Source organism: Paenibacillus sp. JZ16 (genome assembly GCF_015326965.1).
Lineage (GTDB): Bacteria > Bacillota > Bacilli > Paenibacillales > Paenibacillaceae > Paenibacillus_AQ.
The window spans coordinates 1914678-1929371 of record NZ_CP017659.1; the positions used below are offsets into that span (position 1 = coordinate 1914678).

At 50.9% G+C, this 14694-nt stretch carries 11 protein-coding genes; 2 read left to right on the top strand and 9 right to left on the bottom strand.

Annotated elements, in window-relative coordinates:
• Positions 1–36: 36 nt before the first annotated feature.
• From dprA to sucC, 3 genes are all read right to left on the bottom strand, one after another.
• Entirely contained in the window at positions 37–1212 is a 1176-nt protein-coding gene (gene dprA, locus BJP58_RS08560; protein ID WP_194543581.1) for a DNA-processing protein DprA, read from the bottom strand.
• Positions 1213–1334: 122 nt separating this feature from the next.
• Positions 1335–2264: a succinate--CoA ligase subunit alpha gene (gene sucD, locus BJP58_RS08565; RefSeq protein ID WP_071220478.1), complete on the bottom strand. Its 930-nt coding sequence runs from the start codon at positions 2262–2264 to the stop codon at positions 1335–1337.
• A gap of 97 nt (positions 2265–2361) precedes the next feature.
• On the bottom strand, positions 2362–3522 hold the full coding sequence (sucC, locus tag BJP58_RS08570; protein WP_006211339.1) for an ADP-forming succinate--CoA ligase subunit beta: 1161 nt from the start codon (positions 3520–3522) through the stop codon (positions 2362–2364).
• A gap of 493 nt (positions 3523–4015) precedes the next feature.
• Between sucC and BJP58_RS08575 the strand changes: the two genes are divergently transcribed.
• Positions 4016–6256 carry a helix-turn-helix domain-containing protein gene (locus tag BJP58_RS08575; protein WP_194543582.1) on the top strand — a complete coding sequence of 747 codons (2241 nt, stop codon included), beginning with the start codon at positions 4016–4018 and terminating at the stop codon, positions 6254–6256.
• Positions 6257–6292: 36 nt separating this feature from the next.
• Here the strand turns inward: BJP58_RS08575 and BJP58_RS08580 are convergent, their stop codons facing one another.
• From BJP58_RS08580 to BJP58_RS08590, 3 genes are all read right to left on the bottom strand, one after another.
• Complete coding sequence (locus tag BJP58_RS08580; RefSeq protein WP_071220069.1) at positions 6293–7156, bottom strand: carbohydrate ABC transporter permease; 864 nt, start codon at positions 7154–7156, stop codon at positions 6293–6295.
• A gap of 12 nt (positions 7157–7168) precedes the next feature.
• Positions 7169–8128 (bottom strand): ABC transporter permease, encoded by a 960-nt coding sequence (locus BJP58_RS08585; protein ID WP_374198190.1) that lies wholly within the window; start codon positions 8126–8128, stop codon positions 7169–7171.
• Positions 8129–8239: 111 nt separating this feature from the next.
• The gene (locus tag BJP58_RS08590; RefSeq protein WP_233355004.1) at positions 8240–9775 is read right to left on the bottom strand and encodes an ABC transporter substrate-binding protein; all 1536 of its coding nucleotides are present in this window, start codon (positions 9773–9775) and stop codon (positions 8240–8242) included.
• 378 nt (positions 9776–10153) lie between these two features.
• On the opposite strand from BJP58_RS08590, the gene BJP58_RS08595 reads away from it, so the two are divergent.
• Positions 10154–11767, top strand: a complete 1614-nt coding sequence (locus BJP58_RS08595) for a YifB family Mg chelatase-like AAA ATPase (protein ID WP_194543583.1) — start codon at positions 10154–10156, stop codon at positions 11765–11767.
• 153 nt (positions 11768–11920) lie between these two features.
• On the opposite strand, the gene BJP58_RS08600 is transcribed toward BJP58_RS08595, so the two are convergent.
• Genes BJP58_RS08600 through BJP58_RS08610 form a run of 3 tightly spaced genes read right to left on the bottom strand, consistent with a single transcriptional unit; the run spans position 11921 to position 14627 of the window.
• Complete coding sequence (locus BJP58_RS08600) at positions 11921–12304, bottom strand: YraN family protein (protein WP_194543584.1); 384 nt, start codon at positions 12302–12304, stop codon at positions 11921–11923.
• On the bottom strand, positions 12304–12615 hold the full coding sequence (locus tag BJP58_RS08605; RefSeq protein ID WP_194543585.1) for an EscU/YscU/HrcU family type III secretion system export apparatus switch protein: 312 nt from the start codon (positions 12613–12615) through the stop codon (positions 12304–12306). The genes BJP58_RS08600 and BJP58_RS08605 overlap by 1 nt, the downstream gene beginning before the upstream one ends.
• The gene (locus BJP58_RS08610; RefSeq protein WP_194543586.1) at positions 12612–14627 is read right to left on the bottom strand and encodes a hypothetical protein; all 2016 of its coding nucleotides are present in this window, start codon (positions 14625–14627) and stop codon (positions 12612–12614) included. Before BJP58_RS08610 ends, BJP58_RS08605 begins: the two co-directional genes overlap by 4 nt.
• Positions 14628–14694: the final 67 nt, after the last annotated feature.

A 14694-nucleotide genomic window follows, 5' to 3' on the forward strand; every position in this document is an offset into this window, starting at 1 on the left:
AGGTTCATCCTCCTCTCCAACATTCAAACTTTCCCATTAAATGATCTTATATATAGCACCGGGTAATTGGGTAATCTGCTTTTTTATGATTAAAGATAACAGAACTGAATGCAAATGTCCAAAATCCCACCGGGTTAACTCGATCATTTCATCCAGCGACCCGGGACCCTGTTCGAGCATATGGTATATTTGTCGTTCGTCATTTGTCAACCCGGCTAGTTCATCGGGCTGCTCCTGACGAGGGGCCCGCCGCTCCTTATTGTATGTACCGGAGGCCACTTTTGGCAACAAGGAATCATATTCTTCTATTATATCCCTTGCTTCCGTGACCATCTTGGCTCCTTGCTTGATCAAATCCAAAGTCCCTCTGCTCTTGGGTGAAGTAACAGGACCCGGAACGGAGAACACGTCCCTTCCCGCCTCCAGGGCTAAATCCGCCGTAATCAACGATCCGCTGCGGGCATCCGCCTCCACCACCACGGTACCTAACGTGAGTCCCGCGATAATCCGGTTACGCTGAGGGAAGAACCCCGGTAGCGCCTTGGTGCCTGGCGGGTATTCGGAAATGATAAGCCCCTTAGCCGCAATCTCTTCATACAGTGATCGGTTCTCCGGTGGATATATAACGTCAACGCCGGCTCCGAGAACCGCCACTGTCGGTCCCCCGCTTCGCAAAGCCGCATCGTGGACTACGCTATCAATGCCTCTGGCCATGCCGCTGACAACCATGAACCCTGATCGTACCAACTCCTCGGATAGCATCGTTGCAATTTTGCGCCCATATGCCGTAGGCATTCTTGTACCTACCATCGCAATCCCAGGCCTCGACAGCAGATGTAGATCGCCGATGCAATACAACACCCAAGGAGCCTGTGGCGAAGATCGTAATCTGTCCGGATAGATATCATCGAGGGCTGTTATAATACGTATTTTTGAACGGTTTGTCAAATTCCATACCCCGGCTTCATGTTGCCGATACCCGGCATCATTCGCATTCGACAGATCGATCTGCTTTCTTTCGACAGCGGAAGGGAAGTCCTTGGCCAGTTTATTCGCTTTTTCGACAGACAAACCACAGGCCCTCCAATCATTCGCATCATAAGACAGCAACCCCTCATGCAGCTCACCGTTCGATATGATTCGGTTAATGGTCTTCCATCCGACACCTTCGCTTTCATGCAATGCGATCAGCAGTAAGCTGTCTACCTTCATAATGGGACCTCCTTAAAATATAAAATCAAAAACAAAAAAGCAACCCTTCATTTCCTGTTTAGGAAATAAAAGGTTGCTTACCTTAAGTTACGCCTTAGCTAGAATTGCATAAAAATCTAGATCTAGTGAGTCGTGCAAGACTCCAGGAGACCCTTCTCCTCAAGCACGCTAACCAGGGTTGAGCCCATTTCAGCAGGTGTAGGAGCTACCTTGATACCGCACGCTTCAAGTACAGAGATTTTCTCCTTGGCTGTCCCTTTACCGCCAGAAATAATCGCGCCTGCGTGGCCCATGCGTTTTCCTGGAGGCGCCGTTGCGCCGCCAATGAAGCCTACCACTGGTTTAGTCATGTTCGCTTTGATCCATTCAGCCGCTTCTTCCTCCGCTGTACCGCCGATCTCACCGATCATAATAACCGCTTTGGTGTTAGGATCTTCATTAAAGAGTCTCAATACATCGATAAACTCCGTCCCTTTAACCGGGTCGCCGCCAATCCCTACGGCGGAGGATTGTCCGATGCCGCGAGCAGTCAGCTGATGAACGGCTTCATATGTCAGGGTACCGCTGCGCGATACAACTCCGACATGTCCTGGCGTGTGGATGTAACCAGGCATGATGCCGATTTTGCATTCACCCGGCGTAATAACACCCGGACAGTTAGGTCCGATCAAACGAGTCTTCTTGCCTTCCATATAGCGGGATACTTTGACCATATCCAGCACCGGAATGCCTTCTGTAATACAGATAACCAGATCCATCTCGGCATCAACAGCTTCCAGAATGGAATCGGCTGCAAAAGCCGGGGGTACATAAATTACGCTAGCGGTTGCGCCTGTTTTGGCTTTGGCTTCCTCAACGGTGTTGTAAACCGGCAATTTGACGGTTTCACCGTTCTCAAGCGTAATTTCGACTTCGGTTCCACCTTTGCCGGGTGAAGTCCCCCCGACCATCTGTGTACCGTAATCCAGGGCGCCTTTTGCATGGAAAAGGGCTGTTTTACCTGTAATCCCTTGCGTGATAACTTTTGTATTTTTATCGATCAAAATACTCACGATTGATTCACATCCCCTATTGTTATTTGAAAATGAAAGCAACCGCACGGCAGGGCTTTCGAAGCCCATCGTGCCATGCCCCTTCAGGAATGAAATATTACTGAACGAGGGAGACGATCTTCTGTGCTCCGTCGGCCATGGAATCAGCAGGTACGATGTTAAGACCGGACTCAGCCAAAATTTGCTTGCCGAGGTCTACGTTCGTTCCTTCCAAGCGTACAACCAGCGGACGAGTTAAGCCCAGCTGTTTAGCAGCTTCGACAACACCGGTAGCGATAACGTCGCAGCGCATAATACCACCGAAAATGTTGACAAAGATTCCTTTTACTTGAGGATCGGATAAAATGATCTTGAAGGCTTCCGTTACCTTCTCCGTTGTTGCACCGCCCCCAACATCAAGGAAGTTTGCAGGGTCCCCGCCATAGTACTTAATGATGTCCATCGTAGCCATGGCAAGACCGGCGCCATTAACCATACAGCCGATGTTGCCATCCAGAGCTATGTAACTCAAGTCGTATTTGGATGCTTCAATTTCCTTCTCGTCTTCTTCGTCCAGGTCGCGCAGCTCAAGGATGTCTTTATGACGGAACAACGCATTGGAGTCAAAGTTGAGTTTGGCATCTAGAGCCATGACGTTTCCGTCCCCGGTTACGACAAGCGGATTGATTTCAGCGATAGAGCAATCCTTCTCTACAAATGCCTTATACAAGGCCAGCATGAACTGAACGGCTTTTCCTACCAGTTCATTCGGAATATTAATGGAATACGCTAATTTCCGTGCTTGGAATGTTTGAAGTCCGATCGCTGGATCTACGACCTCTTTGAAAATCTTCTCGGGAGTTGCTGCGGCAACCTCTTCGATCTCGGTACCGCCTTCTTCGGACGCCATCAAAACGACACGGCCGGTAGCACGGTCAACGACCACACCGATATAATACTCTTTGCGAATATCGCAGCCCTCTTCAATGAGGAGACGCTTGACTTCCTTGCCTTCCGGACCCGTTTGGTGAGTCACCAACACCTTGCCCAGAATTTCTTCAGCATAAGCACGAACCTCGTCCAGGTTCTTCGCCACTTTAACGCCGCCGGCTTTACCCCGACCGCCTGCGTGGATCTGTGCTTTGACAACGGTTACGGGACTTCCCAAAGATTGTGCAGCTTCAACTGCCTCTTCTACCGTAAACGCTACCTTGCCGTTCGGAACAGCTACTCCATATTGCTTCAGTACTTGTTTTCCTTGATATTCATGGATATTCATTCTCGAATCCTCCTATCAACATGACTGGAACAAGGCTGGCTAACACGGAACTAATCTATGAAAGATTACCCTGTCAACCTTTATATATTAAACCCAAGCTATTGTAACATGTTTTTAAAACGCTTACCTTAAAAAGTTCACAGTTTATCCACTCGATTTGGCATGGGTATGATTCCTTCCAGATATAAATTGGAGAAATATGTAAAATTCATTTATTTTTTCGTGCAAAGCTTATCAATCCGACAATCCCCAATACGACAACGGCAATGCCTAACAATCCTGCAACTAGTGTAAGGATGATATTTTCCCATAAAATTGTCATACCGAATCCCTCTCCCCTCCCCGTAATAATTAGTGTATTGATTACTATTATACCATTAAATCCCTTTTTGTTCGCGTTAAACTGTGACGCAAAATAAAACTCTTTATCCTTTTTCTGCTATCCGGTAGAATGATTGAAAGATTAGTGAACGCAATTATAAGGAGATTCAGCATGAGTTGGTTGAAGTCATTTTTTCCGCTGCATTCATTATTTGTCAAAATGCTCGTGTATTTTCTCGTCGTGATTTTCCTGCTCTCCTCCTATAATCTATGGTCGATGACATTCTACTCCCGCAATGTTAACAATGAAATTGTCAAATATAATCTGACCCTGATTCGAAACACCGTCGATCATTTTGAGAAGCAGTACTCCACATGGAAAAATCTCCTCCTCAACCTTCAGCACGATGAATTTGTCGGCAATATCAGCAGGCAGGCCGATTCCGGGGGAAAGAAAGGCATCAATTATCTGCAGGTGGATACGGTCATGGATCAGATTCGGACCCTGGTAAGCCAGCCCTACTACCACTTAAATAATGTCATGATTTACTACCAAAATCATTCCTTCCTGCTTGAGCGGGATGGCATCGTCGATGATGACCGCATGTTTAAGCATTACTACAAAAGCGACTCCTATTCATACGAATTCTGGAAGCGTAGAGATCACGCAAACGGTTTTCTGCACATGCTTCCCAGCCGCACGTTCACCATCGGAACCGAGAAGAGTGAATTGCAGCTGATGCCTTTAATTACGAACGTACAAGGCAGCCCCTGGAAGATCATCGCTTTCGTAAATATGAAAAGCTGGTATGAATCATATAATGGAATGGCCGATTCCCGTTTTCTGCTGGTGGACTCGGAGGGAACAACCCTGTATGAATCCGCCCCGGATGCTAAATCCCTGCCACTGCCGGAATGGGACGGCCAATCGGAATGGATGATGGAGAAGGGAACCTATTACTTTTTCGAAAAAGGCGCCCGCTCCGGTCTTACCTACGTTTCTATTATTCCCCATAAGGAACTCAATCAAAGCATCAGCCGCATGAACTGGATGGCTGTACTCTTATTTGCAGCTACCCTGCTTATTGGTATTCTGGCATCATGGGTTTTCTCCCGAAAAATCAACCTGCCGCTCAAGAGAATGGTTACGGGCCTGGGCCAAGCGGAGATGGAGCTATATCAAGGGAGTATCTCCGAATTCAGCGCCATTTCCAACCATCTGAAGGGTTTGCAGCATGAACGTAAGATCATCAAGGAATGGATGGACCATACCAAACCGCTGCTGACAAGCTACCATTATTTGGCCCAGTTCAAAAACATTGCCCTTGATACCAACGCTTCCAACGAACTTTGGGTCGGCGAGGGTGAATTTATGGTTATCCTTTATCAGTTGAGATACCGGCACGTCCCTTCGCGTCAGCTTGATGCCTTAATGACAAGGGCAACCGGCAAGATCAAAGACATGATCACGCTGCAGATCCAAGAATCGTTTCCCATATCCCATACCCTTCAGATGGAGGGCAAGCAGATTTTAACCATTGTGTATACACAAGAAAAATCCGACATGCTGCAGCAGTGTCTCAATCAGCTCAAACAGATTTTTGATCAAGATCAAAGCACCTATCTCGTGAATATTGCGGTTTCGTCCGTGTTCCAGCAAACCTCTGATTTTGACCGGGCTTATGCAGAAGCCATGTCGCTCCTGCAACAAGCCATGCCGATTGAGGAAACCCAGATCATCTGGGAGAAGGAACGCCGAGAAGATGTAACAGGATTCACTGCCGAGCAGGAACACGAATTTTACGTGAACTTACAGGCTGGCAACGAGAGCAGCTGCCAATCGCTCATTGAGCGCGCCCTGGATCGATTGCAGCGGCAAGAGGCCACGGCCGATCAACTAAGCCACTTTGCCAAATCGGTCTCGGTCCGCATGAGAAGGACAGTAGAACTGCTGAAAATCAATATCGACGCCCTTCCGGATTACGCACAAAAGCTTGCTTATAGCGTAACCCCCGAGCAATACCGGGAAATCCTGCTCGACGAGCTTGCCCATGCAGCCCATGCGATCCGTCTGAAACGTGAAGAACATTACGATATCATTCAATATGTCATTCATTATTTGGAGTCCCATTACGCTGAAGATATATCACTCGAGCAGCTTGCCTTTAAACTCAACATGTCGCCAACTTATCTATCCGGGTATATTAAAGAGAAGACGGGGAGCAACTTTAGCGACCAATTGAATGCGATTCGAATAACAAAAGCGATAGAACTACTGCAGACGACAAATATGCCGATTCAGGAAGTTGGCAACCGGATCGGCTACCGTAATGTCACTTCCTTTATCCGCATGTTCAAAAAAATAACCGGCCAAACACCGGGTGATTACCGGAAAACCAACTGGATCCGATAACACACAGGTGAGCGGCCGACCGCTTTACCTTTAACGCTAACCCTTAACCGAGCCTATCAAAGCCCCTTTTACAAAATACTTCTGTATAAACGGATAGACAAGCAGGATCGGCAAGGTAGACACCATAATGGTAGCGAATTTCAAGCCATCCTCCACCACCACGATATCGCCCACAACCGGACCATCCGTCCCCGTCAATTGCCCCGACAGCACGATGTTTCTTAAAATGACCTGGAGGGGCTGCATATCGGCATCCCGCAGATACAGCAGCGGCCCCATAAAGTTATTCCACATCCCGACGGCATAATACAAGCCGATGGTGGCCAGCACCGGCTTGGATAGCGGGAGCACAATCCGGAAGAAAATCCCGATTTCGGACAGTCCATCTATTTTTCCGGATTCCTCGAGCTCTTGAGGCATGCCCATGAAGAAAGTCCGCATGATGAGCAGATTCCAGGTACCTACCGCTCCGGGCAGTACCATGCCCCATATCGTGTTGACAAAGCCCAGCTCCTTCACGACCAGAAACGTCGGAATCATCCCGCCGTTAAAAAACATCGTAAAGACGATCAGCATCAGGATCGGTTTGCCCATGACCATCTTGGTCTTGGACAGTGCATAAGCCCCTAGTGCCGTTACAATCAAAGAAATGGCGGTCCCTGAAATCACGTAAATCAGCGTGTTCTTATATCCTTTCAGCACCCGACCGTCCTCGAACACATACTGATACATATCCAGATTGAAGCCCTTCGGCCATAGCCACACTTCCCCTGAGGCGATCGATGCGGAATCGCTCAGGGACACGGCCAGCATATAAACAAACGGATATAGACACGCGAGCACGATCCCGGAAAGGATCAAGGCATTGAGCGCGTCAAACCAATTCCATTTCGGTTTCATCACGTTCCTCCTTTACCAGATGCTGCTTCCGCTAACCCGCCGGCTGAACGAATTCGCCGCGATAATGAAGATGAAGCTGATGATGCCGGTAAACAGATCAATCGCCGTGGCATAACTGTAGTTGCCTTGCGTTAAGCCGACCCTGTACACGTAGGTGGATATAATATCAGCTGTCTCATAAGTGGCGGGAGTTGCGAGCAGGTATACTTTCTCAAAGCCAATTTCCAGTATTTTTCCGATATCAAGTATCAGGATAATCACGATTGCAGGCGCGATGCCGGGAAGCGTAATGTTCAGCGCCTGCTTCCACCGGTTAGCCCCATCCATCCGTGCCGCTTCATATAACTGCGGATCGATTGCCGTCAAAGCAGCCAAATAGATGATGGTCCCCCATCCGATATGCTGCCATACGTCGGTCGTTACATAGATCGACCTGAACCAGGAGGCCTCAACCAAAAAGTTGATTCGTTCGAGTCCGACGGCACTCAGCAGCTGGTTGACTACCCCGCCTGTCGGGGACAGGAACATAACCGCGATCCCCGCTACAACGACATTGGATATGAAGTGCGGGAGATAACTGACCGTTTGGACAAACCGTTTCAAAAACGACTTGCTCACTTCATTAATGAGTAAAGCAAGGATGATAGGTGCCGGAAAGCCGAAGATCAGCTTGTATAACCCCAGCAGGAATGTATTTCTGAGAACAGGCCAGAAATCAGGCGTATTAAAAAACATGCTGAAATATTTGAAACCCACCCAGTCACTCTCCGTGATCCCCTTAAATAGGTTGTAGTCCATAAAGGCGATCGAAATGCCGAATATGGGAACGTACTTAAAGATGATGTAATACAGAGCACAGGGCAGAAGCAGCAGCAGCAGGTATTTGTCCCGCTTCACTTTCGTCAAGAAACCCGGATTCTTCTGTGGTTGCAAAAAAACGCATCCTCCTTTACCCGTTAGTTCAAAACTCATCCATCAGGCCGCTTCCCCCATAAGGACCGGGACCAGCCATTACTTAGCCGAGAGCCGGTCCGGGAAAAGAAAGCAGTGCGCTCATCTTGCCGTATGCCGCGCAGATATCCATTACTTGGCTTCGTTTAAGAACTTTTGCGTCCGCTCATAAGCACTTTTATGCACATCCAGCACCTGCTGCACGCCAAGCTTGTTCACTTCATTCACGTAAGCATCCCAATCATCCATCGGTTTCTGTCCTAGAATGAACTTGGCGATCTGCTCCTCATGGAATTTTTTCACCGTTTCGCCGACCATGCTGAGCACTTCATTTTCTTCATTCGTATACGCAAGCCTTGGCTGGGGTCTCGTTTCATGGTCTGGCGCGATTTTCATCGCTTCCCGCATTTTTGGGGAATACATGGACTCGTATGCCGTCATATCCAATACCGTATGCGCTCCGATTGTTGCGATGCCCGTCTTGGTTCTCAAGTCGCCGAACTCTTTGTAATCCGGGTTGAATTTGCGAGCCCCGTTCTCGGTTGTGAACGTCTCGCCTTCCCTACCCCAGGTTGCCAGCTCAATACCTTCGGGGGAGAACAAGAAATCAAGGTACTTCAGCAGCCGATCCCGCTCCTTGGAATTTGCCGCCACCGCAAACCCGTCGGACTGCAATCCGGCAAATACATTGTGGGACTTGCCATCCGGCGTTCCAACAGGAGGAACCATATAATCAAGACTAAACTCGGCTGCTTTATCCCCAAGCATTAACGGAAGTTCATCCATGATGCCGATATAATCGCTGGCGATAAACGATTTGTTCTGAAGCAGCAGATCGTTAAATTGCTTGCGTTTATGAGCCATGAAGTCAGGCGCAACCAAGCCTTCCGTGTAAAATTTATTCATATACTCAACCATTTTCTTGTAGTTGGCCTCTGTCGGACCATAGCGCCATTCATTCTTCTCGAAATCGTAATAGTAGCTGCTGTTTGTATTAAACGCAGGTGCCATATTGACCAGCGGACTCAAACCGTTGAAAACGGCAATCGGGAAGCTGTCAGGGTACAATTCCTTTAATTTTTTCGCGACGGTGTACAGTTCGTCGTATGTCGTCGGCGGCGTCAGATTGTGTTTTTTGAATATATCGTCTCTGTATAGCCATGACCGCCTGGACTGCTGCTCAAGTCCATACAACGGCATAAAATAGTTCCTTCCCTCTGGAGACAGAATAGCTGCCTTCACTTCGGGATGGTCTTCGAGAAACTTCTTATAGTTCGGCATCTGTTCCAAATGCTCGAAATAGTCGACAAACGCTCCGCTCTCCCCGTGCGTATTGGCGGCGTTCAAGCTGTTGACCATCATAAGATCCGGTATTTCGCCCGAGGATATCGCCAGGTTCATCGTTGTGGTGTAATCGCTCATCACGGGTTGTACCTTGAAGGAGATGCCGGTTTCTTCTTTTAAGTACTGGTAAATCGGCCAGTTTTCCTTATAGGGCCAATTCGTATGAGAGAAGGTCATCATTTCTAGTGTGACTTCTTTGCCTAAGGCGGCGTTTTCAGGATTCTCCTCTTTTGCCACGTTTTCTTTTGTGCATCCGCTCAATAATGTGCCGGTTATAACGGCGGCCAATGCCACCAACCCGAGCTTTCGGTTCCAAATGTTCACGCAACCCTCTCCCTTATGTATGATGATGTAACGCCAGCTACTGTTTACAGCAGCATGTCGTTTATGATTTTGATTCTACTTGCCGGAACCATGGATTGACTATTCACATTCCTTCCCGTTATTGACTGTAGCTACGATTCTGAAGAAGTGACAACTTTCTGAATTATGGTACATTCACGACTCAGATCCCGCACCGCGGTTGGGTCCTTGTCTCTTGGATGGAGTATCTTGAAGAGGAGTGCGAATTGACAGCCAAGAGGTAAACTTTTACAATACGGACTAGAGTCACCCAGCGAAAATGAGGAAGCACCCATTTCGAATCTTGGATGTTCTTTTGCGATTCAATCCACTGATATCAGAAATGAGGTGCTTTCATTTATGTACGGAAAACTTCATAGCGCTTGCTTGCACGGCATTGACGGCGTTGTCATCCAGGTCGAGGTAGACCTGGCGAACGGACTGCCCCAAACCTCCATCATCGGTCTGCCCGATTCCTCCATTCGCGAATCCATTGAGCGGGTTCGGGCAGCGATTAAAAACTGCGGTTTTATCTATCCCTTAAAACGGGTAACCGTCAATCTCGCACCGGCAGATCTGCGCAAAGAAGGCTCTTCCTTCGATCTGGCAATCGCCGTTGGCATATTGCTAACAAGCGAGCAATGGACCTTTTCGAATGCCGGGCAAATATTGATCCTTGGCGAACTTGCACTGGATGGTACGCTAAGACCCATCACCGGGGTGTTACCGATGGTGGAGCAAGCGAAAAAGGAAGGATATGCCGGAGTACTTCTTCCGAGCGAAAATGCCCCGGAAGCTGCATTGATCGGGGGGATCGAAGTTTATGGGCTCAGGCACTTGAATGAGCTCGTCCAGGATGGATCAGATGGAGTTATCGATAACCGTGAAACTGGAGGAGCAACCATCGCTTCCGTTTCGCTGGCAAAGCTCAGATATGATCGGGCCACGCATCCAAGCAGAATACAAGCGGACGGCCTCCAGGACAAGCAGCTGGAAGACTATAGAGATGTAATTGGCCAGCAGCATATCAAACGCGCTCTGACCATTGCTGCCGCAGGCATGCACAATATTCTGCTCATTGGGCCCCCGGGTACGGGTAAAACGATGCTCATGAAGCGCCTCCCCACCATACTGCCGCCGCTGGCGGACCAAGAAGCGTTGACCACAACGAAAATCTTCAGTGCTGCCGGAAAGCTAAAGCCATCCGATGGGTTAATGACCAGACGTCCTTTTCGGTCCCCTCACCATACCATATCGGCCGGCGGGCTCATCGGAGGCGGTACCATTCCAAAGCCGGGAGAAGTCAGTCTGGCCCATAAAGGCATTCTCTTCCTGGATGAGCTCCCTGAGTTCTCAAGGCATGTGCTGGAGGTGCTGCGACAGCCCTTGGAGGATCGCGAAGTAACCATCAGCCGGGCACGAGCGGTATTTACCTTCCCTGCGCATTTCATGCTCGCTTGTTCGATGAATCCCTGTCCGTGCGGTTATTACGGCAGTGATCACCCTCATCAACGCTGCACGTGCAGCGTTACACGAATTGCTCAATATCGCGCTAGAATATCGGGGCCCTTGATGGATCGGATCGACCTTCAGGTGGACGTGCCTCGGCCGAAGGAATGGCCTGGAGGCGCAACACCTATATCCTCCAAGCAAATGCGGGATCAAGTTTATGCGGCACAAAGGATTCAATTGGAACGTTACAGCAAGTTACCGTTCAGCTGGAACAGCGAACTGTTCGGCAGCTTCCTGAGGAAACATGCGGTGCTGGACAAGGACTCGGCTGAGCTTCTGCAAGCGACAATCGATACGCTGGGCCTGAGCATGCGCGCTTATGACCGAATCCTGAAGCTGGCCAGAACCATCGCCGATTTGGAAGCATCCGATAGGATACAGAGCCGGCATGTCGCAGAAGCGATTCAATACCGTCAGCTGGATCGCCAATATATCACCGCCGATGAAACCACTCATTTGTGAAATGGAGCTGGAGAGTGATATGATTTGGATAACAACGGTATGGAAGTTCGCTCCTATTGAATAAATAATCTGTACTGCGCAAAGAAGGTGATGGAGCTCGGCTCCTATCACCTTCTTTTTGGTATCCTTATAGATGCTTTGGATCGTATCCATCTAAAATGCATTCTCGATATGATCCATCGAGACGGGCGTCAGATCTGGGCGAAGAATAATGGAGATAACATCAAACCGGACCGGCCGTTCATAATAACGCTTTTGATGAACGTACTGCTGGGCTGTGTTTCGGACCTGCATCATTTTGCGGGCGTTCACGGACTCGGAAGGCGTGCCGAAGCTGACTGTTCCGCTTCGGCTTCTGACCTCAATCACCACAAGGGTCTCCCCTGTTTCGGCAACGATGTCCAGTTCTCCAAAGCGGCAGCGCCAATTCCGTTCCAAAACCCGGTATCCTTTTTCAATTAGGGCAGCGGCCGCCAGCTCTTCGGCAGCGGCTCCTTTTTGCTTGCGGCTGTCCTTTTTGCCGGAAGGCGAGTTCATTATGGCATCATCCCTCCATCTTTCGCTTGACGATCCGCACGATAAACAAATGTCAGCACTTCCGCTACAAGCTGGTACAGCTCCTCGGGAATCTGCTGATCCAGATCCAGCTTGGAGAGAATCTCCACCAAAGCTGCATCTTCCTGGACAGGGACGCCATGCTCTTTAGCTTTGTCTAATATAGACTCCGCCAATTTCCCTTTCCCTTTGGCAACCACAACCGGCGCTTCGCTCTCGCCAGGCGTATATTTCAGGGCAACTGCCTTTTTCATGGCTGTTATTTGCCCTTGCTCTTTCTCTTGCTTGGTCATATGCGCATGTCCACCCCTTTATAGGTTTGCGGGGTGTATTCTGCTGCCGTTCCCTGTACGGACATGTCTGAATTAGGCGGGGCAACTAGGGGCAGCGGTTCTGTTTTTACGCTGAGCAATTGGTAGCCGATAGACGAAACAGCTTGAGCCAACTCTTCTTTTTTTCCCTCAAACAGCTCCGCGGCGTAACTTTGATCATTTCGAAAGCTGAGGCTGACGATCCGGTCAACAACCTGCACATCGATCAAGGTCGGGCCCAGAAATTTCATGTCCAAGTCAAACAAAAGCCTGCAGTTGGTTGCATCCAGCTCGCCTTTGCGGCCTCTGCGGGATTGAATATGTACGGATGCCGTCTGTTCCCCATCGACCCCATGCAGAGGGATGAACATCGTGACCTGCGCAAACGGTGCCGTGCGATCCGTGTTTAGCAAGAGCTGCTGGCCTGTTAAATGCTGAACGAGTTGCTGTGCCGCTTCCTTTAGCGCAGGCGGCGTTTCTTGGCTGGATAGCACCTGAAGCAATACTCCCTTCAGTGTGTCTTGCAGGGCAAGCGCCGATTCACCCGTTTGTGTTGAGGCCATGACAGCCTGTTGTACGCCTTGGACAGAATTCTGCTGGCCGGATGGCACAACCGGCTGCGTCAAGCCCTGTTGATTCACGGCACCAGCCTGAGCATTCGGAACAGCTTGCTGATTCGCATTCGCCGCATTCGCCGCATTCCCCGCATTCCCTGGCGTGGCGGAGGCTCCTGGCGTACTCGCTGCTGCGCCACCGCTGCCAGGGGCAGGAGTGGCGGGCAGGGATGCTTGGGCTGCCGCAGCAGCGGTTGGCTGCGCTGCAGCAGGAGGCGGGGCAGCCGCGCCTGCTGCCGTTGGAGCAGCTGCCGATGCGGGCACAGCCGCACTCGCTCCGGGCGCGGCGGCCGTGCTGCTGCCGTGCGCCGCCGCAGGCTGCCCGGCTGGTGCTGCGGCGCCGCCACTGCGCGCCGCTTCGCCCGCGGGGCCCGTCCCGGCCCCGCGCAGGGCCTGCTGCTCGTGCTCCGCACCGAGCAGCTTCAAGAGCCGCCCCACCCACGGCTCCGCGCCAGGGGTGGGCGGCTTTGGCGAAGGGCCTGCGGCCCCTTCGCCTGAACCCGCCGCCGGCCCCATTGGCACGGCGGCGGGTTGGCCGGCGGCAGGCGTTGCCGTGCCGCCGCTGGCCCATGGCTGCGCCAGCTCGCCGCGCAGCTGCTGCAGCAGGCCCTGCAGCTTGGTCAGCAGTGCCTGCTGACCTGAGCCGGCCTGTGCGGCACCTCCAGCAGCATTGTTCGCCGCTGCTGCTTGCTGCTGCGCGGCAGCGATCCCCTCTGCGCCAGCTGCTGTCGAAGGCACAGCGGACGCTGCATTTTTTCCGGCAGCCGCAGCGCCTCCGTTACCGTTGCTTAAAGCAGACGCTAGCTGCTGCTCCAACGATTGCAGCAGTTGATGAAGCTGGGGTCCAAACACAGCCTGATGCAGCCCCTTTACACTTTCGGGGGTAATCGGCAGGCCGCGGTGAAAAGCGATTGCAGCCGACTCCGCCCATTCCGCCGCGGGAATCTGCGGAGGCTTCACGGCCAATGCCTCACGGAACATGGCGATATTGTCCTTCGTCAACGGGACTCCTGCATTTTGCATACCCTTGATCATTTCGCGGTTTTCCTTCGTATCCGGAAGACCGGCAAAATCCAGCACCTCAGCCATCGAAGACGGGGACAGCGGCTGTCCTGGCGTTTGACTAAGCGGCTTGAGTACGGCCGTCCCTCCCTCTCCCGGCGGCTGAACCTCCAGAAGAGCGGTTTCCCCGGCTCGAAGCGGCGTTTCCAGCTTCGCCTTCACTTGAACGCCCTGGATCTGCACCACAGCTTCCTGCCCGTCCTCCGATACGTTCATAACGACACCGCGAACGACCTGACCCGGCTTTAATTCCAACGTCTTGGCGTCTCCCGGCTTTTGCTCTCCCAGGAGTCCGCGAATCAACGATCCGATGTTCACGATAGTTCCTCCCACACCTTCTGTATACCTTATATATCGGCAGCAGCCCGCCTTTTGACGAGGGCGG